The following is a 21,331-nucleotide window of genomic DNA, read 5'->3' as shown; positions in this document are numbered from 1 at the left end:
TTCACACGGTGGCTCGCGTCGTGAGGGGGCGCTCGGCGGCGACAGCGCCGGCCGTGCGGCCAGCCGTCAGGCGGTGGACCCGGCCCGCTCGCGCCTCGACCTCGGGATCGTGGGTGGCCGCGACGACGCTCAGGCCGTGCTCACGGACCCACTCGTCGAGCAGGTCGAGCACGGCTCCGCGGGAGGTCGGATCCAGCGCGGAGGTGGGCTCGTCGGCCAGCAGCACGTCGGGCATCGGCAGCAGGGCACGTGCGATGGCGACGCGTTGCTGTTGGTCCCCGGAGAGCTCACCGGGGCGGTGACCGAGTCGCGAGGAGAGTTCGAGGCGCTCGGCGAGCTCGGCCAGGCGGGTCTCCTCGACGGCTGCCCCGTCGAGCCGGAGCGGCAGCAGGATGTTCTCGCGCGCCGAGATGTTCGGCAGCAGGTTGAGCGACTGGAAGACGAACCCGAGACGCTCGCGGCGGAACCGGGTCAGCTCCCGTTCCCGCATCGCGGTCACATCGTCGCCGGCGATCCGGACCGTGCCGGAGTCCGGCTTCTCGAGCCCCGCGAGGCACTGCAGCAGCGTGGTCTTTCCGGCGCCAGACGGGCCGGTGACGGCGGTGATCGCGCCAGCGGGTGCGCTGAGGGTGACCCCGTCGAGGGCCACCACGGTCTCGCCGTCGCGACGGCGGAAGGACTTGCCCAGGTCCTGGACAACGACAGCGTCGGCCGTCTTCACCACGCTCCACCCTTCACGTCTGCCCGCGTCGGGACGAGTGTCCCTCAAGATGAACGCCCGAGGCGGCGATCAGTCACGCCTTGTGGCTGGACTCACACGGCGCGACAAGGGCCTCGGACTGGGTCAGGCGCGCTGCCAGAGACCCATGATGTTGCCCTCGACGTCCTTGAAGTAGGCCGCCGTTCCGGTGTCTCCGGCCTTGCTCGCGGCCAGGACCACCGAGCCACCCGCATCCACGACCTTGGCCAGCGCGGCCTCGATGTCGTCGACCTCGATGACCACGATCGGCCCCTGGCCCGGGTCCTCGCGGCGGAGCAGTCCGCCGTTGATGAACCCGACCTCGGTCGGCTCGAGGGCCTGAGAGGGGCCGGTGTCGGCATGGATGTAGGAGCTTCCGGTCGCGGAGTCCCTCAGGCGCCATCCGAAGGCGCTGGCATAGAACTCCTGCGCTCGGTCGCTGTCTCCGAAGGGAATCTCGAAATGCACCACGCGTCCGCTCATGGTTCCGAACAGTACGCGACACTCAACCCATGACGAAGACGATCCTGATCAGTGGAGCGAGCGCAGGTCTCGGCGCCGAGATGGCCCGCCAGTTCGCTCACCACGGCAACGACCTGGCGCTGTGTGCGCGCCGTACGGACAAGCTGGAGGAGCTCCGCGACGAGATCCTCAACCTTCACCCCGATCGCCGCATCGAGATCCGGCAGCTGGACGTCAACGACCACGACCAGGTCTTCGAGGTGTTCGCCGGCTTCGCCGAGGACTTCACCACCCTGGACCGGATCGTGATCAATGCCGGCCTTGGCAAGGGCGCGCCCCTGGGCACCGGCAAGTTCTGGGCCAACAAGGAGACCGCGATGACGAACTTCGTCGGCGCCCTCGCCCAGTCCGAAGCGGCGATGGAGGTCTTCCGGGCCCAGGACACGGGCCACTTCGTGATGATCTCGTCGATGTCGGCGATGCGCGGCATGCCCAAGGCGATGGCGACGTACGCCGCCACGAAGGCAGGGGTCGCCCACCTGGCGGAGGGTCTGCGTGCGGAGCTGCACGGCACGCCGATCAAGGTCTCGGTGATCTATCCCGGTTTCATCGACTCCGAGATGAACGACACCCCGGGAGCCCAGCCGTTCCAGGTCTCCACCGAGAAGGGCGTCAGGTCGATCGTGCACGCGATCGAGAAGGAGAAGCAGTCGGCCTGCGTGCCGGCACTGCCGTGGGCACCGATGAGCGTGGTGATGAAGCACGCCCCGCTGCCGTTGTTCAAGAAGCTGACCTGACCCGTCGGTCTGTTCTTGCTGAGGGCCTGCGGTTGCGTGGGGGCGCCAGCCCTCAGCGGTAGGTGAGCCCGTCCCCTTCGAGGTGCGAGTGCTCGTTGAAGGAGACCAGGGTCTCCCCGCGCGCACTGACCACGATCTTGGTGAGCGACGAGTTCACGACGACCTTGTTGAACTGGTTCCACACGAACGCGTGGGTCCTGGCCTCGCCCGCGGCCGCCACCAGTGAGGTGGCCGCCCAGGCCACCGGCCCACCGGAGGTGAAGACCAGGGCGGTCTCGTGCGACCCGACGCGCGCTGCTGCCCGGTCGATGGCGCCGTCGACCCGGTCGGCGAAGGCCGCGAAGGTCTCGTCGTAGTCCTCGTCGTGCTCACCACTGGTCCATCGGGTCGCAGCCTGCACGAACCATTCCTGGAACTCGGCCCGGGTGGGCTCGCGGTCCCCGAAGGGCGCCGGGTGGCGACGCAGCATGGCGAGGTGGTCGAACTCGTCCCAGCCACCGTCCTCGATGATCGGGGTGTCGACCCAGCCGGCCCCGGCCGCGACGGACTCCGCGGTCTCCCGGTGCCGCCGCATGGTGCCCTGGATGAGCACGGTCGGTGCCAGGGCGCGCGCCGAGAGGGCTTGCCCCAGCATCCGGGACTGTTCCCAGCCGAGTGGGGAGAGCACGTCATAGTCGTCGGCGCCCCAGGAGGCCTGGCCGTGACGTACCAACAGCAGTTGTCCCATCAGGCATTCACCTGACGGGACCGGTTCCGTGCATCGTTCTCGCGCACCGTCACTCCATCTGGTCGAGCTTGGCTGCCTGCCGTCGCATGACCTCGTCGTACCCCGCGCGGTCATTCTGCTTCAAAGACCATGCGCCGCGTGCGGAATCGTCAGGAATGATCACCTGCTCCCCCGCGTCCATCCCGGCGAGTACTGCGGCAGCGACCTCCTCGGCGGTGATCGGTGACCGCTCGACCAGGGAGGACATCACGGCCCCGAGGCCGGTGTCGGCACCTCGCAGGCTGTCCATCAGGTTGGTGCGGAAGTAGGAGGGGCAGACCACCGAGACCTGCACGTCGTACGCCGCAAGCTCGTGCCCGGCGGTCTCGCTGAGCGCCACCACCGCGGCCTTGACGGCGTTGTAGGAGCCCATGCCTGCTGGGTGGACGAGCCCGGCCAGCGACGCGACGTTGACGATGTGGCCGCCGGTCCCCTGCTCCTTGAACATCGGCACGAACTCGCGCAGCCCGCGCACGGCGCCGAAGAGGTTGATGTCGGTGATCCACTGCCACTCCTCGAGGGTGGCGATGTCGAGGCGGCCTCCCCCAGCCACGCCGGCGTTGTTGACCAGTACGTCGAGACCACCCCAGGTGGAGGCGACGTGGGCTCGCGCGGCCGCCCAGTCCTGCTCGGAAGTGATGTCGAGGGCCAGGTCGACGCCCTCGGCACTCCGGTCGGTGCGCAGGACCCTGTCCCCGCGGGCCTCGAAGGCCGTTGCCAGTGCGGCCCCGAGACCGGATGCCGCGCCAGTGATCAGCACTCGCCTGCCCGTTGTGTTCTCCATGGCTGAGAATCTAGTCGGCTCCATGGAACGGTCATTCATGTGGCTCGGGTCACCACTACTGCCATGATGACCCCCATGCATCGCGCATTGCTCGCCCTCTCCCTCGCTGCCGTCATGACCCTGACCGCGTGCGGTGGGGACGCCGACGACACGGCCAAGCTCTCCGGGGACGAGCAGAAGGCGGCCCGCTCCTTGGCCGCCGAGTTCCAGGGCAACCAGCCCACCGCCGCCCAGCGCGACAGTGGGATCTGCCTGGGCAAGGCACTCGTCAGCGGCGCCGGGGTCAAGAAGCTGGTCTCCTCGGGGATGTTGACCGAGGACCTCGCGATCAACGCCGAGCTGCCCGAGGTGGTGCCGCCGGAGATCGCCGCGGCCTATGCCGATGCGGTCGTCGAGTGCCAGGACCCGCGCGCCGAGATCGAGAGCAGTCGCGAGTTCTATCCCGACGCCACCGATCAGGTCGTCGACGACTACGTGGCCTGCATGGAGGACGTCGACCCGAAGTTGCTCCGCGCCGCGGTGCTCGAGTCCGCGACGAAGGCGAAGAGCAGCACCGCGTCGGAGAAGTACCTCAAGGCGACGAAGCCCTGCACCGACATGCTCGGCGTACCCAAGGTCAGCTGACCCCCGAGGCGTCAGTTGTTGACGCTCTGTTCGCGCCGACCCGTCAGTTGTTGACTGCCCTGCGCGTGCTGGTTTCTCGTCGAGCCGGCAGTTGTTGACGCCCTGCGCGGGCTGGTTTCTCGTCGAGCCGGCAGTTGTTGACGCCTCATGCGATCGATCTCTGCTGACGCGGACCAACTGATGGGTTGGGGAGTGCATGGCAACCAACTGATGCTTTGGGGCCGATATCCGGGTGTTTTGGACGACCAACCCATCAGTTGCCGCGGGGCCTCGCGCCAACCCATCAGTTACCGGGCGCGCCACGACCAACCCATCAGTTACCGCGCGACCGCTCGCCTGACATAAGCCTCGCGCCACGAAATGGCCAGAGCCGGCGCAAGCTGCTCCGGAAACGGAGGCCTGCGCCGGCTCTGGTGGTGCCAGTGATCGATCAGGCGGGGAGGGACTCGCCCTTCGCCGCCAGGTTGCGGAGGTAGTCGGTCGCGTCGAAGCGCTCGCCGTACGCCGCCTTGAGCTCGTCGGCACGCTTGATGAAGGCCGAGATACCGATCTCGCCGTCAGCGCCCTCGTAGCCGGTGATGAACTGCGCCGCGCCACCGGTGTTGGCCGGGAAGCCGATGCCCATGATCGAGCCGATGTTGGCCGCGACGGACGAGGTGATCACGCCCTCCTCGAAGGTCTTCGCGGTCTCGATCGCCTCGGCGAACAGCATCCGGTCCTTGATGTCCTGGAGCGGGATCTGCTTGTCGGCGAGCGGGAACAGCTCCGAGAGGCCCGACCAGATCGAGCCGCGCTTGCCGGACTCGTCGTAGTCGTAGAACCCGGCGCCCCGCAGGCGACCGGGACGGCCGGCCTCCAGCATCTGCTCCACCACGTGCTGGCCGGGGTGGGGGGTGTACGGCGTACCGTCGCGCTCGGCTGCCTCGGCGGTGGCCTTGGCGATCTTGCCCATCAGCTCGAGGTTGAGCTCGTCGGAGAGCTGCAGCACCGGAGCCGGGTAGCCGGCCTGGGTGGTGGCCCGCTCGATGCTGATCGGGTGGACGCCCTCGGAGAGCATGGCCAGGCCCTCGTTGACCATGAAGCCGATGACGCGCGAGGTGTAGAAGCCACGGCTGTCGTTGACCACGATCGGGGTCTTCTTGATCTGCTGGACGACGTCGTACGCCTTGGCCAGCGCCTCGTCGGAGGTCTCCTTGCCGCGGATGATCTCGACCAGCGGCATCTTGTCGACGGGGCTGAAGAAGTGCAGACCGATGAAGTCGGCGGGGCGGGAGACGCCCTCGGCGAGCTCGGTGATCGGCAGGGTGGACGTGTTCGAGCACAGCAGCGCGTCGGGGTTGACGTGCTCGAGGATCTCGCCGAAGACCTTGGCCTTGAGGGACGGGTCCTCGAAGACGGCCTCGATGACCAGGTCGCAACCGGCCAGGTCGGCCGGGTCTGCGGTCGCCTTGATCCGGCCGAGCAGCTCGGCCTTCTTCTCCTCGGTGCTCTTGCCGCGGGAGATCGCCTTGTCGAGGATCTTCTCGGAGTAGTTCTTGCCCTTCTCCGCGTTCTCGGTCGAGACGTCCTTGAGCACGACCTCCATGCCCGCGCGGGCACAGGAGTAGGCAATGCCGGCGCCCATCATGCCGGCGCCGAGGACGCCGACCTTGGTGGCCTTGAACTTCTCGAAGCCGTCGGGACGCAGCGAGCCGGCGCCGATGGCCTGCAGGTCGAAGAAGAACGCCTGGATCATGTTCTTCGAGCCCTGGTTGATGATCAGGTTCGTGAGGTAGCGCGACTCGATCCGCGAAGCGTTCGCGAAGTCGACCTGGGCACCCTCGACGGCGGCCGAGAGGATCGCCTTCTGCGCGGGGTAGTCAGCGCCCTTGAGCTGCTTGCGCAGCAACGCCGGGAAGGCGGGCAGGAACGCAGCCAGCTTGGGGTTGGACGGGGTGCCACCAGGCATCTTGTAGCCGGCGCGGTCCCACGGGTTCTGGGCAGCCTCGGGGTTGTCCTTGTTGGCCTTGATCCACGCCTTGGCGGCGGGCACGAGCTCTTCGCGGGTGGCGACGAGCTCGTCGATGAGGCCCTTCTCCTTGGCCGAGGCCGGGTTGAACTGCGTGCCCTGGAGCAGGACGTCCATCAGGCCGGACTGGATGCCGAGCATCCGGATGATCCGGGTGACGCCGCCGCCACCGGGGAGCAGGCCGAGGCTGGCCTCCGGGAGGCCGACCTTGACGGAGTTGTCGTCGACGGCGATGCGGTGGTTGGTGGCCAAGCAGATCTCGAAGCCACCACCGAGGGCGGCGCCGTTGATCGCCGAGACGACCGGGCGGGGGTAGGTCTCCAGCGTGCGCAGGGCTGCCTTGATGCCCTCGGAGAGGGCGAAGATCTCGGCCGCCTGCTCCTTGGTCGCGGTGATCATGTTCTTCAGGTTTCCGCCGGCGAAGAAGGTCTTCTTCGCCGATGCGACGACGACGCCGGTGACGTCGTCGACCTCGGCCAGGAGACGCTCGACTGCGGCGTTCATCCCGTCCTTGTAGAGGTCGTTCATCGTGTTGGCGCTCGAGGTGGGGTCGTCCAGGAGCAGGGTGACGATGCCGTCGGCATCGCGCTCGTAGTGGACGGCGGTCTGGTTCTGCGTCTCAGTCATTTCGGAATAAGTCCTTGGAAGTCGTGGAGGGAGATCAGACGAGCTCGACGATGGTGGCGATGCCCATGCCGCCGCCGACGCAGAGCGTGGCGAGGCCGCGCTTGAGCTCGCGGCGCTCCAGCTCGTCGATCAGGGTGCCGAGGATCATCGCGCCGGTCGCACCCAGCGGGTGACCCATCGCGATCGCGCCACCGTTGACGTTGGTGATCTCGTGGCTGATGTCCATGTCGCGCATGAAGCGCATCGCGACTGCGGCGAATGCCTCGTTGATCTCGAAGAGGTCGATGTCCTTGGCCTCGAGGCCGGCCTTCGCCAGCGCCTTGCGGGCGGCCGGGGCCGGACCGGTCAGCATGATCGTCGGGTCGGCGCCCGAGACGGCGGCGGAGACGATCCGGGCGCGGGGGGTCAGGCCGTTGGCCTTGCCCGCGGCCTCGGTGCCGATGGCAACCAGGGAGGCGCCGTCGACGATGCCCGAGCTGTTGCCGGCGTGGTGGACGTGGTTGATCTTCTCGACCCAGTGGTACTTCTCCAGGGCGACGTCATCGAAGCCGGCGTCCGCACCGATCTGGGCGAACGACGCCTTCAGGCCGGAGAGGCTCTCGGCGGTCGTGCCGGGACGGATGAACTCGTCCTTGTCCAGGATGGTCAGGCCGTTGATGTCCTTGACCGGGATGATCGAGTTGTCGAAGTAGCCGTTGGCCTGGGCCTTGGCGGCACGGGCCTGCGACTCGGCGGCGAAGTTGTCGACGTCGGTGCGGCTCCAGCCCTCGAGGGTCGCGATCAGGTCGGCACCGATGCCCTGGGGCACGAAGCCGGTGGCCAGCGCGGTGGCCGGGTCACCGGCCCAGGCGCCACCGTCGGAGCCCATCGGGACGCGGCTCATCGACTCGACGCCACCGGCGAAGATCAGTTCCTCGAAGCCACCGCGGACGCGGGAGGCGGCCTGGTTCACGGCCTCGAGACCGGACGCGCAGAAGCGGTTCAGCTGGACGCCGGCGACCGTGTCGGGAAGGCCGGCCTTGAGGGCAGCGGTCTTGGCGATGTCGCCACCCTGGTCACCGATCGGGGAGACCACGCCGAGGACGACGTCGTCGACCGTGTTCGGGTCGAGCGAGGGGTTCCGCTTCTGGATCTCCTCGATCAGTCCTGCCGCGAGGTCGATCGGCTTGACCTCATGAAGTGAGCCGTTCGCCTTGCCCTTGCCACGCGGCGTACGAATGTGGTCGTACACGAATGCTTCAGCCATGACCGTCCCTGTATTCCTTGCGTTTTCGGTGTGTGGAGCGAGACGCATCCGTAGAGAAGTGCGCCGCACTGCTTCGATTGTGACACCATTACTGTCAGTATGGTCAAGAGCGGGGTCAACATGTGACCCGCTTCATAGATACATCCGCTCGTCACAAGGACGGAACCACATGCAGGAGACGGTCGACTCCCTCAAGGAGCTGATGACCCTCGATGAGCTGTGCAAGCGCCTCGGAATGAGCGTCCGCAACGTGCGGTTCTACACGACCCGGGGGCTGGTGCCGCCACCGATCCGTCGTGGTCGCTCCGGCTACTACACCGCCGATCACGTCGCCCGGCTCGAGCTCGTCCTCGAGCTGCAGGCCCACGGGTTCACCCTCGCCGCGATCGAGAAGTACGTCGGACGCATCCCCGAGGACGCTTCAGCCTCCACGATCTCGTTGCACCGCACGCTGTTGGCACCCTGGATGGCCGAGCACCCGGAGACGCTGGGCATGGCCGAGCTGACCGAGCGGTGCGGACGCAAGCTGACCAGCAGCGACATCGAGACCCTCGCCGAGCTGGGCATCCTGACTCCTGCGGAGCGCGGGAAGTATGACGTCGCGATCGGCCATCTCGAGGCCGGGCTGAAGCTGATCTCGATCGGCTATCCGAAGGCAGCAGCGACTGCCGCGAGCAAGATCTTCAGCCATCACGCGGATGCGATCGCCGAGGCGATCACGCAGATCTTCCGCGACGAGGTCTGGCCGGCCTACCGCGCCTCCGGCGCCAGCGATGCCGAGCTCGCCGAGGCGATCGAGGTGCTCAAGCCGCTCTCGATCGCGACCCTGGTCTCCGCCTTCGAGCACGCGATGAACGCCCAGAAGCGCGAGACGATCCAGCGCCGCGCGCGCTGACCCTGCGCCACCATCTGGGCCAGAAGACGTTCGCGGTCAGTTTTTCGCGGAACTTCCCGGGCAAGTCTGGCGCTTCCCGGGCGAGATCTTGCCCGGGAACCACCGGAGTCACCCGGTACCCGGTGACTCCGCCGCCTCGCCGCAGGCGAACCCGGTACCCGGTGACTCCGCCGCCTCGCCGCAAGCGCCACAGCCGCAGGCGTCAGCCCGCGGCGTACTCCCGACCCGCGTCGACGATCCCGGCGACGATCTCGACCTCGGCGTCGTTGCGGGGGCCGTAGACCAGCACGAAGCCCTCGGTGAAGCGGGTGCCGGCCCACATGTGCGGCTGGGCCCAGCCCTTCGTGATCGCGTCGGAGGCCTTGTCCGCGGGGAGTACGACGTGCAGCGAACCGTCGTACCAAGGGTGCAGGTGGGCGAACTCGCCGGAGGCCGCGTCGAGGTAGCGCGCCGTGTCGGTGCTGCCGTTCTCGATCAACAGGGCGCGGGCGCCGGGGACGGCGAAGTCCGAGTCACCCAGCTTCACACCGTCGAGTGCTGAGACCTTCTCGAAGAGCTTCTCCTGGAACGGCAGCATCGCCTGGTCGGTGTACTGCTGCTGCGGGACCGACCAGGTCACCAGCGGGCGACCGCCGCTGTTGCGCACCGGCAACTCACCGAAGGACCAGTCGGCCTGGCCGACGACGCCGACCTGGCCGACGCCGTTCTCGGCGATCCGCGCCAGGCGGTGCTCGGCCCACTTCACCAGCTCGGCCCAGGTGCGAGTGGTCGGGCCGTGGCCACCGTCGTCGAGGTGCGCGGTGACCGGGGCGCCTGACTCGGAGATGATCCAGCGCCAGGTGACGTTCTGCACCGGGATCGGGACCTCGAGGTCCTGCTCGCCGAGCGCGAAGAAGACCGGCAGCCCGGTCAGCGGCGCGCCCTCGACGGGCTCGAAGGCACCGTTGACGAAGGCGGCACCGGCGAAGGCTGCCGGGTCGGCCAGTACGACCGCAGCCAGGGCGGGAACAGCGTGACCGTGCGCGGCGACAATGACGGGACGGCCAGCGGCCGCCTCGTCGATCCGCCCGCGCAGCGCCTCGGCGCTCTCCCCCTCGACCTCCGCAAGGGTCGTCGCGGACAACGCTGCGGGAAGCGCACTGACCAGCGCCCGGGCATCGGCCGGAGCACCTGCCTCGTGGAGGAGGACGAACACTGCCGCAGTCGAGGTCTCAGTCATGTGCCGCATTCTGGCACTATCCGGACGCCGGTGGGGGCAACCGGAAACCGTCCGGCTCAGCGGTAGGCGGATTCCCCGGTCAGCGCCTGCCCGATCACCAGTTGGTGTACCTCGGAGGTCCCCTCGTAGGTGAGCACCGACTCGAGGTTGTTGGCGTGGCGCATCACCGGGTGCTCCAGGGTGATGCCGGCGGCGCCGAGGATGGTGCGGCACTCCCGGGCGATGGCGATCGCCTCGCGGGTGCTGTTCAGCTTGCCCAGGCTGACCTGCGCCGGCGCGATTCCCACGGAGTCCTTGAGCCGGCCCAGGTGCAGGGCGAGCAGCATTCCCTTGCCCAGCTCGAGGGTCATGTCGGCGAGCTTGGCCTGGGTGAGCTGGAACCCGGCCAGCGGCTTGTCGAAGATCTCCCGCTCGCCTGCATAGCGCAGCGCGGTCTCCAGGCAGTCGCGTGCGGCCCCCAGGGCGCCGAAGATGATCCCAAACCGTGCCTCGGTCAGGCACGACAACGGGCCGGAGAGCCCCTCCGCCTCAGGCAGCACGGCCGATGCCGGCAGACGTACGTCGTCCAGTGCCAGCTCGGCAGTCACCGAGGCACGCAGGGACAGCTTCTGCTTGATCTCGTGGGCGCTGAAGCCGGGAGTGTCCGTGGGCACGACGAATCCGCGGATCCGGCCGCCGGCAGCCTCGTCGGCGCGCGCCCAGATCACCGCGACATCGGCGATGGAGCCGTTCGTGATCCACATCTTGTTGCCGTTCAGGATCCAGTCGGCCTCCTCGCCGGTCCCGGACCTGCGCGCCCGGGTGCGCATGCCACCGGGATCGGAGCCGAAGTCGGGCTCGGTCAGGCCGAAGCAGCCGATCGCCTCGCCGGCGGCCATCCGCGGCAGCCACTCCTGCTTCTGCGCCTGCGAGCCGTGCTTCCAGATGGCATACATCGCCAGCGACCCCTGGACACTGACCAGCGAACGCAAACCGGAGTCACCCGCCTCGAGCTCCATGCAGGCCAGGCCGTACGCCGTGGCGCTGGTGCCGGCACAGCCATAGCCCTCCAGGTGCATGCCGAGCAGACCCAGGGAACCGAGCTCCTTGGAGAGCTCACGACCGGGGATGCTGGCCGATTCGTACCAGCTCCCCAGGTGCGGCCTGGCCTTCTCGTCGACCCAGCGGCGGACGGTGTCGCGGATCGCGCGTTCCTCGTCGGAGAGGAGCGAGTCGGTGTCGAACAGGCCGAGCGGTGAGGTCATCCCCCCAGCATGTCAGTCATCGAGGGTCCGGGACCACGACTCGGGCGGCGACTCCACGGGGTCGCTCAGTGACGCCGTTGCCCTGCCGAGGCGACCCCGAGCCAGGTGTGCGGGTTGCCGTCCCAGCACCAGCCGAGCTTGGGCGCGTTCTCGCTGATCCACAGGGCAGGCACCCGTCGGTCGCTGCGCCGCGAGCCGGAGAGCATGAAGCACTTGTTCTTCTCCAGCAGGTGCGGCGCCTGCATCACCAGGGCGATCCCCTCGTCGATGGTGAGAGGCGTGCGGCCGCGGCCCCGGATCACCGGCAGCGCGTCCTCGGGGCGGACGTCGCAGAACTCCTCGCCGCGCTCGACGTCGACCAGCAGGTAGGCCTTCGCCTCGGGGACGCCGAGCTCCTCGAGCGGGTGGTACGTCGCCAAATCGCCCTCGCCGTGATTGCGGTCGACGATGCCCGGCTTGCTGCCGAGCCCACGCGCGCCCATCAGCCGCAGCAGCGGCACGGCCGCACAGGGATCGACCAGCTCCCGGGTGAGGACGATGACGAACGGCGCATGTCCCTCACGCGGCACACTAGGCTCCGGCAGGCGATCGGCCAGTGGCGCGACCAGCGCGCGCAGGTCTTCCTCCGAGATGCCGGCGAGTGCTGGCAGGCCCAGCTCCACGAGGCGCTCGGTCTGTCGGTCGAACTCGATGCGGGATGCGTCGGTCAAGGGCTCTCCTCTTGTCGGTGACGCGAGTTCAACGCCTGTCGCGCGCCGATCGTTCCCCTCACGAGGCGGGCCAAGGCTCCACCACCTGGTGACGCGGCAGCTCGTCGTCGTCGCCGAAATGCACAACGTCCCGCGGCCCGGCTGCCGAAGCAGCCAGGACGCAGGACGTCATGAAGGGGTTCTGGTCAGCGACGACCGGAGCTGAACGACGCCGCGCTGTGCGAGCCGCCGCCGTTGCCACCGCTGGAGCCGGCACCGGCGCCGGTACGTCGTCCACCGCCGCTGCGACGCTGGCCGGAGTTGCCGCCACCCGAGGTGGAGGCAGAGCCGGAGCCGCTGCGTGAGCGACCGCCGCCGCTGCGCGCGCCACCCGAAGCGTTGGCCGAGGCGCCGCCACCGGCACCGCCGCCGGTGCGACGACGGTTGCGTCCGCCACCGCCACCGCTCTTCTTGGGCGAGCCGCCGGAGGCCATCGCGCTGCCGCCGGACTCGATGACCAGGCCACCGGGCGCCGACCGCTCACCGGGGGCGAGCTCGATCAGGATCGGGTGGGCAGAGCCATTGATGCGGGTGGTGGTCGGCTTGATGCCGGCCGCGCGGGTCAGCGCGCGGACGTCGCCGACCTGGTCGCTGGTCATCAGCGTGACCACGGTGCCCTCGGCACCGGCGCGGGCGGTACGGCCCGAGCGGTGCAGGTAGGCCTTGTGCTCGGCCGGCGGGTCGGCGTGGACGACGAGTGCGACGTCGTCGACGTGGATGCCGCGAGCCGCGACGTCGGTCGCCACCAGGGTGGTCGCCTTGCCACTGTGGAAGGCGTCCATGTTCCGGGTGCGGGCGTTCTGCGACAGGTTGCCGTGCAGGTCGACCGAGGGCACGCCGTTCTTGTTGAGCTGGCGGGCGAGCGCCTTGGCGCCGTGCTTGGTGCGGGTGAAGATCACCGTGCGGCCGGGAGCACTGGCCAGGTCCACCAGGACCGGGACGCGGTGCTCACGATCGAGGTGCAGCACGTGGTGGCTCATCTTGGCGACCGGCGACTGCGCCGAGTCGGCCTCGTGGGTCACCGGGTCGTGCAGGAACTGCTTGACCAGGGTGTCGATCGCGTTGTCGAGCGTGGCCGAGAAGAGCAGGCGCTGACCCTTGGGCGGGGTCTGCTTCAGCAGGCGGCGCACGGCGGGCAGGAAGCCGAGGTCGGCCATGTGGTCGGCCTCGTCGAGGATGGTGACCTCGACGTCGCCGAGGTTGCAGTGACCCTGCTGGATCAGGTCCTCGAGACGACCGGGGCAGGCGACGACGATGTCGACACCCTTGCGCAGGCCGGCGACCTGCGGGTTCTGGCCCACGCCGCCGAAGACGGTCTGGGTGGAGAGCCCGGCAGCAGCGGCCAGCGGCTTGAGGGCCTCGAGGAGCTGGTTGACCAGCTCACGGGTCGGGGCCAGGATCAGCGCGCGCGGCGCCTTGCTGCGCGGCGTACGACGCTGGGCGTCGAGGCGAGCGACCAGCGGCAGCAGGAACGCATAGGACTTGCCGGAGCCGGTGCGGCCACGGCCGAGCACGTCGCGACCCGCGAGGGAGTCGGGCAGGGTCGCTGCCTGGATCGGCGTGGGGACGGTGATGTCGAGTCCGGCGAGGATGGCCGCGAGGTTTGCGGGCACGCCGAGATCGGCAAAGGAAGAAGAAGACACGTTGAGAGATTCGCTATCCGTTGGTGTGTCTCACCAAACGATCACGGACTCGGAAGTCCGGAAGGTGACGCATGTGAAAGGCAGCTCAATCAATCGAGCCGCGCGCCGGCGATCCGAGGCAAGACTGGACGGATCGCTGTTCCCAGCCTAGAGCACCGGGCACCGAATCACCCCATCGAGCTCACGTGAACTGCAGCACTCCGTCGCCCAGGTCGCTGTTGCGGATCTGGCGCACGTCATAGAACCAGTTCTGCTTCAGCTTCCACGGTTCGCGGTCACCCTGCTTGGGCAGCTCGTCGATCGAGCGCAGCACATAGCCGGCCTCGAAGTCCATGAACGGCTCCTCGCCCACCGACGGATCGCGCACCGGCACGACCTCGCTGGCGCCGACCTCGTCCATGTGGGCCAGGGTCCGGCAGACGAACTCGGCAACGAGGTCGGCCTTCAACGTCCACGAGGCGTTGGTGTAGCCGATCGTGTAGGCGAAGTTGGGCACGCCGCTGAGCATCAGCCCGCGGTAGGCCATCGTCGAGGGGGCATCGAGCTTCTCCCCGTCGACGCTGAGCTGGGCTCCCCCGAAGATCTTCAGGTTGAGGCCGGTCGCGGTGATGATGATGTCGGCCTCGAGCTCGGCACCCGATCCGAGCCGCAGCCCCTTCTCGGTGAAGGTCTCGATGGTGTCGGTGACGACCTCGGCCCGGCCCTTGCGGATCGCGCGGAACAGGTCGCCGTTGGGCACCAGGCACAGTCGCTGGTCCCACGGGCCGTAGGTCGGCTTGAAGTGCACGTCGACCGGGTAGTCCTGCGGCAGCTGCTTCATCGTCAGCCGACGGATCACCTTGCGCACCAGCTTCGGCTGCTTCTGGCTGATCGTGTAGAGCGCGCTCGCCTGGGTGATGTTCTTCAGCCGGGTCACGGCATAGGCGGCCTTGCCGGGCAGCACCTTGCGCATGCCCAGCGCGAGCGGGTCACGCGAGGGCAGCGAGAGGATGTACGTCGGGGAGCGCTGCAGCATGGTCACGTGAGCGGCCTCGTCGGCAAGGGCCGGAACCAGCGTGACCGCGGTCGCGCCGGAGCCGATGATGACCACCTTCTTGCCGGTGTGGTCGAGGTCCTCGGGCCAGTGCTGGGGGTGCACGATCTGTCCGGCGAAGTCCTCGGTGCCGGCGAAGTCGGGCGTGAAGCCCTGGTCGTAGTCGTAGTAGCCGCTGCAGGCCCACAGGAACGACGAGGTGAGCACCTTCTCCTCACCGTCGACGGTCGCGGTGACCGACCAGGTTTTGCTCGCGGTGTCCCATTCGGCGCCGGTCACCCAGTGGTCGTAGCGGATGTGCGGGTCGATGTCGTGCTCGCGCGCGGTCTCGCGGACGTAGTCGAGGATCGACGCGCCGTCGGCCAGCGCCTTCTCCCCCAGCCACGGCTTGAACTTGTAGCCGAGGGTGTACATGTCCGAGTCCGAGCGCACGCCGGGATAGCGAAACAGGTCCCAGGTGCCGCCGCTCGCCGAGCGCCCCTCGAGGATCGCAAAGCTCTTGCCCGGCTGCTCGCGGGTGAGCATCGCGGCTGCGCCGATGCCCGAGAGCCCGGCACCGATGATGAGGACGTCGACGTGTTCGGCCATGAACACAGGCTACTGAATGAAGTTCAATTGCGGAACCCCGAGATTCAGGCGTCCAGCAACTTGCGCTTCTGCAGCTTGCCGGTGGGGGTGCGCGGCAGCTCGTCGACGAAGGCGAACGACCGCGGAACCTTGTAGGTCGCGATGCGCTCACGCAGGTAGGCGGTCAGCTCGTCGGCCAGCGCCGGGCCGCCCTCGTGCCCCGGGGCGACCTGGACGACGGCGTGCACCCGCTCCCCCATCTCCTCGTCGGGCACGCCGATCACGGCGACGTCGAGGACCTTCGGGTGCAGGGTCATCGCGTTCTCGGTCTCCTGCGGATAGATGTTCACCCCGCCGGAGATGATCATGAACGCCTTGCGGTCGGTCAGGTAGAGGAAGCCGTCCTCGTCGAGGTGCCCGATGTCCCCGGTGGTCGCCCAGTTGTCGTGCACGGGGTGCTGCGCCTCGCGGGTCTTCTCCGGGTCGTTGTGATAGCTGAACGGCATCACGTCGCGCTCGAAGTAGACCAGGCCGGTCTCGCCGACGGGCAGCTCGGGACGATCCGGGACCGACTCGTCGCAGATCCGCACGGTGCCCAGGACGCCCTTGCCGACCGAGCCCGGTCGCTCGAGCCACTCCTGGGAGTTGATCAGGGTGACACCGGCAGCCTCGGTCGCGGCGTAGTACTCCTGCAGGATCGGGCCCCACCACGCGATCATCCGCTGCTTGACCTCGATCGGGCACGGCGCGGCCGCGTGGATGGCGATCTTGAGGCTGGAGACGTCGTACTTCTCCCGGACGGCGTCGGGCAGCTTGAGCAGCCTGACGAACATCGTCGGCACCCACTGACTGTGGGTGACCTTGAACTTCTCGATGTTGATCAACGCCTGCTCGGGATCGAAGCGCGGCATGATCACCGCGGTGCCGCCGGTCGCGCCGACGATGCCGACATAACGCAACGGGGCCGCGTGGTAGAGCGGTGCCGGGGAGAGATAGACGGTGTCCTCGTCGAAGCCGTAGATGCCGCCGAAGACGGCCACCATCAGGTCGCCGGGCTCGCTGATCTGCCGGTCGGGCAACGCCACCTGGATCGCCTTGGGACGCCCGGTGGTCCCGGACGAGTAGAGCATGTCAGCGCCGGCAGGCTGCACCTCGAACGGCACGTCCGAGGCGCCGGCCAGGGCGGCCTCGAAGTCGTCGTACCCCTCGATCTCACCGCCGAAGACCAGCTTCAGGCCGAGGTCCGGGACCTCCTCGAGGATCGCCCGGGCAGCGTCGGCCTGCTCGGCCGAGACGATCAGCACCTTCGCGCCGCAGTCGCGCAGGATGTAGAGCTGCTCCTCGAGCGAGAGGTGGAAGTTGACCGCCGTCAGGAAGAGCCCGCTGCGCATCGTCGCCCAGAACACGTCGTAGTAGCGCAGGCTGTTCTCGCTGAGCAACGCCACGTTGTCGCCCTTGCGCAGCCCCGCGTCGTGGAACACGTGCGCCAGTCGGACCGACCGCTCCTCGAGCTGCGCATAGGTGACCACCTCACCGGTGTCGGCCTTGATCAGCGCGGGCTTGTCTGGGTTCTTGGCTGCGTGGACTCCGGGGTACATCGGTTCCTCCTGGCTCGCGAGCGGCGTGGGCGATGAGTGCCTGCGGTGAGTCTGCCAGTCGGCATGTGGCGCCCGTCACAGAACCCCGTCGATGCCCCGCCAACCCTCAGGAACGGTCGCGCACCCGCACCATCCCGGCCAGGGTCGCGATGAACGCCGAGCCGTCCGGGGCGATCGTCACCGCGGCATAGTGGTTGTTGAACAGGGTGCCGAGCCCGGTCCGGACGCTGAAGACGGTCTTGCCGGTGCGGGCGTTGATCCCGGTGAAGTACCACGCGTTCACGCCCCACAGGTTCGGCCGCTTCGCATAGACGTAGAGCAGGCCGGTCTCCAGGGAGACCTTCGGCACCGAGGTCGGCGCGACCACGTCACTGGTCCAGGCGACCTCGCAGTCGTCGCCGTTGACGTTCACTCGTGCGATGCCGGGCTCGCTCGCCCGGCCGAGCATCACCCGCTGCGGGCCGGTGTAGCCGTAGTTGTTCTCGACGATCACCCCACCGTCCACGGTGACCAGGGAGTTCTCGGTCGCACTGCGCCCGCTCTCGAAGACCGGTGCCTTGCACACGACCTTGCCGGTCTCGCGGTCATGGAAGACCACGTTCATCCGGTCGTCGGCGTTGTCGGTGATCGCGACCAGGCGTTCGTCCACGACGGTCGGCGTCGTCCCCGACCCCTGGCTGAGCTGGCCGGGCTTGTGCTTGACCCCGCGGTCGTACGTCGTGCGCCAGGCCACCCTGGGCGCGCCCTTGGGATCTGCCTCGAAGCGGTAGAACGCCTCGGCCGAGACGATGTAGACGCCTCCGGTCTCGTCGACGGAGAACGAGTTGACCAGCTCCTCGCCGAGATCGTGCACCCGCACCTGGCCGGTGTCCGGACTGAACACCCCGACCAGCCCGCCCTGGGACTCGAACCAGATCCGGCCGTCCCAGTCGGGCAGCAGCGCGATCAGGCAGTCGCCGTCGGGGATCTCGGTGGAGAGGTCCAGCGTCTCGACCTTGGCCAGCTGCGCCTCGCCATCGGAGTCGGACGTGGTGAAGGTGAGCACCCGGCGGTCACTGGTCGCGACCACGGCCCGGTCCTGGGCGTCCAGGTAGAAGTAGGCCCCGCCGCACAGGTTCTCCCAGGGCTTGGTCCCCTCGACCTTGGGCCGCGCCGGAAGCGCGAAGCTGTCCAGCTTGCGCATCGAGTCCGGGTCGATGATGTGCAGGTTGGCGCTGTTCACGTCACCGCACAGCGCGATCAACCGCTCGTGCCGGTCGAAGGCCAGCGTCGCGCACTCCTCGATGCCATACCAAGCGGTCTTCACCGAGGGCTCGCTTCCGCGGGGCCCGGCCCAGGTGTATGCGTCGCTCGCACCCGCGTCGTTGTGCATGTTGTTGGCACCGTTGCGAGCCAGGAACGGGTGCTGCGGCAGCTCCACCCCGCTGATCGGACGTGCCGTGGCCGGATGACCGACGTACGACGGGGTGGTCAGCGCACCGATGCCCGGCGGGATCGGGAGCAGGCCGTCCGGGAGCAGCAGGACCAGCCCGGCCAGGGCGGCCACCACTACGACTCCGGTCCCGGTGGAACGCCAGCCGACCAGGTCCCGGGCCCCGCCCAGGATCCGGTGCCGCAGCCGCGGGACCAGCAGCGGCGCGAGGACCAGCACGATTCCGAGCGGCCCGATCGCCCAGATCACCACCAGGGCGGCCAGGACAGCTGCAGTGGGGATGAGGAGCGGAGTGATCCGGCTCAGGGAGGGAGCGCGCACGGCGACATGCTGGCACATGCAACGCGCCGTTCGTGTCGCTTTGCACCCTGTCGGCAGGGTGCGAAGCGACACGAACGGCGCGCTGGTGTGGCGTGGGTGCGAAACCTCAGGCAGCGGTGAGTGCGGCAGCCTTGCGCTGGTTCTCCGCCCGACGCTGCGCGGCGTCGTACGCCCGACGCACCTTGGGGCCGCCGGTGGCGAGCTTCCAGAGCAGGCCGGCCTGCTGGGGCGCGTTCTTGACGTTGGTCTGCTCGAGCCAGCCGTTGGGCAGCGAGAGCCGGACGATCTTGTGCCATGCGCTGCCGACCTGGCGGGGCAGGGAGGCCGAGTGGTAGTTGAGGTCGTACTTCTCGAAGAGCGCCTGCACCTTGGGTGCGACCTCCGAGTAGCGGTTGCTCGGCAGGTCCGGGAACAGGTGGTGCTCGATCTGGAAGCTCAGGTTGCCGGTCATCAGGTGCATCGGCTTGGACCCGGAGATGTTGGCCGAGCCGAGCATCTGACGGACGTACCACTCGCCGCGGGTCTCGTTGGCGGGGATCGACTTCTTCTCGAACGTCTCGACGCCCTCGGGGAAGTGACCGCACATGATCACCGAGTGGGTCCACAGGTTGCGGACCAGGTTGGCGGTGAAGTTCGCGGCCAGGGTCGGCAGGAACGAGCCGGTCGGGATCGACAGTGCCGGGTGGACGACGTAGTCCTTGGTGGCCTGGCGGCGGATCTTGGCAAGGGTGTTCTTCGCGTTGCGCTTGAAGGCCTCGCTGCGCTTGGCCTTGGGCACCTTCAGGTTCTTGCCCAGCTCGAGGTCGTAGGCCGCGATGCCGTACTCGAAGAAGCAGGCGTTGATGAAGTTCCACAGCGGCTGGCCGAGGTACATCGGGTACCACTTCTGGTCCTCGTCCACGCGCATGATGCCGTAGCCGAGGTCGTTGTCCTTGCCGACGATGTTCGTGTAGGTGTGGTGCACCTGGTTGTGCGAGTGCTTCCAACCCTCGGCGGTGGAGGCGTTGTCCCACTCCCAGGTGGTCGAGTGGATCTTCGGGTCACGCATCCAGTCCCACTGGCCGTGCATGACGTTGTGTCCGATCTCCATGTTCTCGAGGATCTTGGCGATCGAGAGGCCGATCGTGCCGGCGATCCAGGCGGGCGGGAACGCGGAGGCGAGCAGGACGGCGCGCGAGCCGAGCTCGAGCTTGCGCTGGGCGTCGACGACCTTGCGGATGTACGCCGCGTCCTTGGCGCCCCGCGAGTCGATGATGTCCTGGCGGATCGCGTCGAGCTCGATGCCGACCTGCTCGACGTCGGCCTCGGTGAGGTGCGCGGTCGGGTTGGTTTCCTTGCGGGTGATCGTGGTCATGTGGGTGTCCTCCCAGGATCAGTGGTCGATGTGGCACGGCCCGGCGGCCGCGCTGATGCAGGTCTGGATGGAGACGCCGCCGGTGTTGGTCTCGCCGGGGGTCGCTGTGGTGATCTCCCCGTTGCGCAGGTCGCGCACCGCCCCTTCGCGCAGCGGCAGCACGCAGCCCATGCAGATGCCCATCCGGCAGCCGCTGGGCATCAGGACGCCGGCCTGTTCGGCCGCGTCCAGGATGGTGGTCGCTCCGTCGAGGTCGAGCTCGACGCCGGACTTCTCCAGGACCACCGTGCCGCCCTCGCCGGCAGCGATGGTCACCGGGCGGAACTGCTCGGTGAACAGCTCCAGACCGCGCTCGGTGTGGTGGGCGCCGAGGGCGTCCAGCAGTCCCGCCGGGCCGCAGGCGTACGTCGTACGCTCGGCCAGGTCGGGCACCAGCGAGGCCAGGTCGTCGACGGCGAGAACCCCGTGCTCGTCGTCGTAGCGGGCGATCAGGTTGATCGCGTCGGCCTCGCCGAGCTCGCGCAGGTTCTGGATGAAGATCGAGTCCGGCTCGCTGGGGGCGACGTGGACGACGGTGATGTCGAGGTCGTCGCTGCGCTCCAGCTTGAGCACGCCGGTGTCGGTGACCGGGAACAGGTTGCGCAGCATGCCGATCACCGGCGTGACCCCGGAGCCGGCGGTGAGAAAGAGCAGCTTGCGTCCCGCGAGGTCGTCGGGCAGGACGAAGTCGCCGGTGGCCTGCTCGAGGTGGACCAGGGTGCCGCGCTGGGCCTCGTGGACCAGGTGGTTGGAGACGACGCCACCGGGCACGGCCTTGACCGTGATCGAGATGAACCCGTCGGCACGGGGGCCGTGCGTCAGCGAGTAGGCGCGCCACTGGCGCACACCGTCGACGTCGATGCCCAGGCGGATGTACTGCCCGGGCACGTGGCCGGCCCAGTCCGCCCCGGGACGGATCACGATGGTGGCCGCGTCCCGGGTCTCGGGGATGACCTGCTCGATGCGACCCCGAAGGGGCGCCCCACTGCGCAAGGGGGCGAACAGGTCGAGGTAGTCGGCCGGCAGCAGCGGCGTGGTCGCCGCTTCGACGAGCCGGACCACGCGGTCCGCCAGGCGATTGCTCGGACGGGAGCCGCGCCCAGATGCTTCGAGGAGTGCCATGACTCCATAGTGGCGGGTCAATGCGAATGATTCATGACCCGTTGTGCGTGAAACAGGAGTAC

At 68.4% G+C, this 21,331-nt stretch carries 18 protein-coding genes; 3 read left to right on the top strand and 15 right to left on the bottom strand.

Annotation, left to right across the window (positions count from 1 at the left end):
* Position 1 precedes the first annotated feature (1 nt).
* Together BJ980_RS12955 and BJ980_RS12950 are read right to left on the bottom strand one after the other, a co-directional pair.
* Complete coding sequence (locus tag BJ980_RS12955; RefSeq protein WP_218855505.1) at positions 2 to 724, bottom strand: ATP-binding cassette domain-containing protein; 723 nt, start codon at positions 722 to 724, stop codon at positions 2 to 4.
* 120 nt (positions 725 to 844) lie between these two features.
* On the bottom strand, positions 845 to 1,222 hold the full coding sequence (locus tag BJ980_RS12950; protein ID WP_179502672.1) for a VOC family protein: 378 nt from the start codon (positions 1,220 to 1,222) through the stop codon (positions 845 to 847).
* 29 nt (positions 1,223 to 1,251) lie between these two features.
* Here BJ980_RS12950 and BJ980_RS12945 point away from each other — a divergent pair, with 29 nt between their 5' ends.
* Complete coding sequence (locus BJ980_RS12945; protein ID WP_179502671.1) at positions 1,252 to 1,998, top strand: SDR family oxidoreductase; 747 nt, start codon at positions 1,252 to 1,254, stop codon at positions 1,996 to 1,998.
* 52 nt (positions 1,999 to 2,050) lie between these two features.
* Here the strand turns inward: BJ980_RS12945 and BJ980_RS12940 are convergent, their stop codons facing one another.
* Complete coding sequence (locus BJ980_RS12940; protein WP_179502670.1) at positions 2,051 to 2,725, bottom strand: histidine phosphatase family protein; 675 nt, start codon at positions 2,723 to 2,725, stop codon at positions 2,051 to 2,053.
* Positions 2,726 to 2,774: 49 nt separating this feature from the next.
* On the bottom strand, positions 2,775 to 3,548 hold the full coding sequence (locus tag BJ980_RS12935; protein ID WP_179502669.1) for an SDR family NAD(P)-dependent oxidoreductase: 774 nt from the start codon (positions 3,546 to 3,548) through the stop codon (positions 2,775 to 2,777).
* A 75-nt stretch (positions 3,549 to 3,623) separates the two neighbouring features.
* Here BJ980_RS12935 and BJ980_RS12930 point away from each other — a divergent pair, with 75 nt between their 5' ends.
* Positions 3,624 to 4,172: a hypothetical protein gene (locus BJ980_RS12930; RefSeq protein WP_179502668.1), complete on the top strand. Its 549-nt coding sequence runs from the start codon at positions 3,624 to 3,626 to the stop codon at positions 4,170 to 4,172.
* Positions 4,173 to 4,602: 430 nt separating this feature from the next.
* Here the strand turns inward: BJ980_RS12930 and BJ980_RS12925 are convergent, their stop codons facing one another.
* The gene (locus tag BJ980_RS12925) at positions 4,603 to 6,807 is read right to left on the bottom strand and encodes a 3-hydroxyacyl-CoA dehydrogenase NAD-binding domain-containing protein (RefSeq protein ID WP_179502667.1); all 2,205 of its coding nucleotides are present in this window, start codon (positions 6,805 to 6,807) and stop codon (positions 4,603 to 4,605) included.
* Between the two features lie 34 nt (positions 6,808 to 6,841).
* Positions 6,842 to 8,053 carry an acetyl-CoA C-acetyltransferase gene (locus BJ980_RS12920; protein WP_179502666.1) on the bottom strand — a complete coding sequence of 404 codons (1,212 nt, stop codon included), beginning with the start codon at positions 8,051 to 8,053 and terminating at the stop codon, positions 6,842 to 6,844.
* A gap of 169 nt (positions 8,054 to 8,222) precedes the next feature.
* Here BJ980_RS12920 and BJ980_RS12915 point away from each other — a divergent pair, with 169 nt between their 5' ends.
* A complete protein-coding gene (locus tag BJ980_RS12915) occupies positions 8,223 to 8,948 on the top strand; it encodes a MerR family transcriptional regulator (RefSeq protein ID WP_179502665.1) in 726 nt (241 codons plus the stop codon).
* A 202-nt stretch (positions 8,949 to 9,150) separates the two neighbouring features.
* Here the strand turns inward: BJ980_RS12915 and BJ980_RS12910 are convergent, their stop codons facing one another.
* The 9 genes from BJ980_RS12910 to BJ980_RS12870 form a co-directional block, all read right to left on the bottom strand.
* Positions 9,151 to 10,167 carry a luciferase domain-containing protein gene (locus BJ980_RS12910; RefSeq protein WP_179502664.1) on the bottom strand — a complete coding sequence of 339 codons (1,017 nt, stop codon included), beginning with the start codon at positions 10,165 to 10,167 and terminating at the stop codon, positions 9,151 to 9,153.
* 56 nt (positions 10,168 to 10,223) lie between these two features.
* A complete protein-coding gene (locus BJ980_RS12905; RefSeq protein ID WP_179502663.1) occupies positions 10,224 to 11,411 on the bottom strand; it encodes an acyl-CoA dehydrogenase family protein in 1,188 nt (395 codons plus the stop codon).
* Between the two features lie 65 nt (positions 11,412 to 11,476).
* Entirely contained in the window at positions 11,477 to 12,121 is a 645-nt protein-coding gene (locus BJ980_RS12900; RefSeq protein WP_179502662.1) for a DUF5701 family protein, read from the bottom strand.
* A gap of 185 nt (positions 12,122 to 12,306) precedes the next feature.
* The gene (locus tag BJ980_RS12895; RefSeq protein ID WP_179502661.1) at positions 12,307 to 13,803 is read right to left on the bottom strand and encodes a DEAD/DEAH box helicase; all 1,497 of its coding nucleotides are present in this window, start codon (positions 13,801 to 13,803) and stop codon (positions 12,307 to 12,309) included.
* A gap of 181 nt (positions 13,804 to 13,984) precedes the next feature.
* The gene (locus BJ980_RS12890; RefSeq protein WP_179502660.1) at positions 13,985 to 15,424 is read right to left on the bottom strand and encodes a flavin-containing monooxygenase; all 1,440 of its coding nucleotides are present in this window, start codon (positions 15,422 to 15,424) and stop codon (positions 13,985 to 13,987) included.
* 44 nt (positions 15,425 to 15,468) lie between these two features.
* Complete coding sequence (locus BJ980_RS12885; protein WP_179502659.1) at positions 15,469 to 17,001, bottom strand: acyl-CoA synthetase; 1,533 nt, start codon at positions 16,999 to 17,001, stop codon at positions 15,469 to 15,471.
* Positions 17,002 to 17,107: 106 nt separating this feature from the next.
* Complete coding sequence (locus BJ980_RS12880) at positions 17,108 to 18,754, bottom strand: PQQ-binding-like beta-propeller repeat protein (protein WP_179502658.1); 1,647 nt, start codon at positions 18,752 to 18,754, stop codon at positions 17,108 to 17,110.
* A 106-nt stretch (positions 18,755 to 18,860) separates the two neighbouring features.
* A complete protein-coding gene (locus tag BJ980_RS12875; protein WP_179502657.1) occupies positions 18,861 to 20,108 on the bottom strand; it encodes a fatty acid desaturase family protein in 1,248 nt (415 codons plus the stop codon).
* Positions 20,109 to 20,126: 18 nt separating this feature from the next.
* The gene (locus BJ980_RS12870) at positions 20,127 to 21,269 is read right to left on the bottom strand and encodes a ferredoxin reductase (RefSeq protein ID WP_179502656.1); all 1,143 of its coding nucleotides are present in this window, start codon (positions 21,267 to 21,269) and stop codon (positions 20,127 to 20,129) included.
* Positions 21,270 to 21,331: the final 62 nt, after the last annotated feature.

The sequence above is a fragment of the Nocardioides daedukensis genome (assembly GCF_013408415.1).
GTDB classification, from domain to species: Bacteria; Actinomycetota; Actinomycetes; order Propionibacteriales; family Nocardioidaceae; genus Nocardioides; species Nocardioides daedukensis.
The sequence above is the reverse complement of the archived record's forward strand: the minus strand, read 5'-3'. Positions and strand labels throughout refer to the sequence as shown.

Bases quoted from the DNA above. Each gene is read 5' to 3' on its own strand.
- BJ980_RS12950 (WP_179502672.1), bottom strand. From the start codon at position 1,222: ATGAGCGGACGCGTGGTGCATTTCGAGATTCCCTTCGGAGACAGCGAC.
- BJ980_RS12945 (WP_179502671.1), top strand. From the start codon at position 1,252: ATGACGAAGACGATCCTGATCAGTGGAGCGAGCGCAGGTCTCGGCGCC.
- BJ980_RS12940 (WP_179502670.1), bottom strand. From the start codon at position 2,725: ATGGGACAACTGCTGTTGGTACGTCACGGCCAGGCCTCCTGGGGCGCC.
- BJ980_RS12935 (WP_179502669.1), bottom strand. From the start codon at position 3,548: ATGGAGAACACAACGGGCAGGCGAGTGCTGATCACTGGCGCGGCATCC.
- BJ980_RS12930 (WP_179502668.1), top strand. From the start codon at position 3,624: ATGCATCGCGCATTGCTCGCCCTCTCCCTCGCTGCCGTCATGACCCTG.
- BJ980_RS12925 (WP_179502667.1), bottom strand. From the start codon at position 6,807: ATGACTGAGACGCAGAACCAGACCGCCGTCCACTACGAGCGCGATGCC.
- BJ980_RS12920 (WP_179502666.1), bottom strand. From the start codon at position 8,053: ATGGCTGAAGCATTCGTGTACGACCACATTCGTACGCCGCGTGGCAAG.
- BJ980_RS12915 (WP_179502665.1), top strand. From the start codon at position 8,223: ATGCAGGAGACGGTCGACTCCCTCAAGGAGCTGATGACCCTCGATGAG.
- BJ980_RS12910 (WP_179502664.1), bottom strand. From the start codon at position 10,167: ATGACTGAGACCTCGACTGCGGCAGTGTTCGTCCTCCTCCACGAGGCA.
- BJ980_RS12905 (WP_179502663.1), bottom strand. From the start codon at position 11,411: ATGACCTCACCGCTCGGCCTGTTCGACACCGACTCGCTCCTCTCCGAC.
- BJ980_RS12890 (WP_179502660.1), bottom strand. From the start codon at position 15,424: ATGGCCGAACACGTCGACGTCCTCATCATCGGTGCCGGGCTCTCGGGC.
- BJ980_RS12885 (WP_179502659.1), bottom strand. From the start codon at position 17,001: ATGTACCCCGGAGTCCACGCAGCCAAGAACCCAGACAAGCCCGCGCTG.
- BJ980_RS12875 (WP_179502657.1), bottom strand. From the start codon at position 20,108: ATGACCACGATCACCCGCAAGGAAACCAACCCGACCGCGCACCTCACC.
- BJ980_RS12870 (WP_179502656.1), bottom strand. From the start codon at position 21,269: ATGGCACTCCTCGAAGCATCTGGGCGCGGCTCCCGTCCGAGCAATCGC.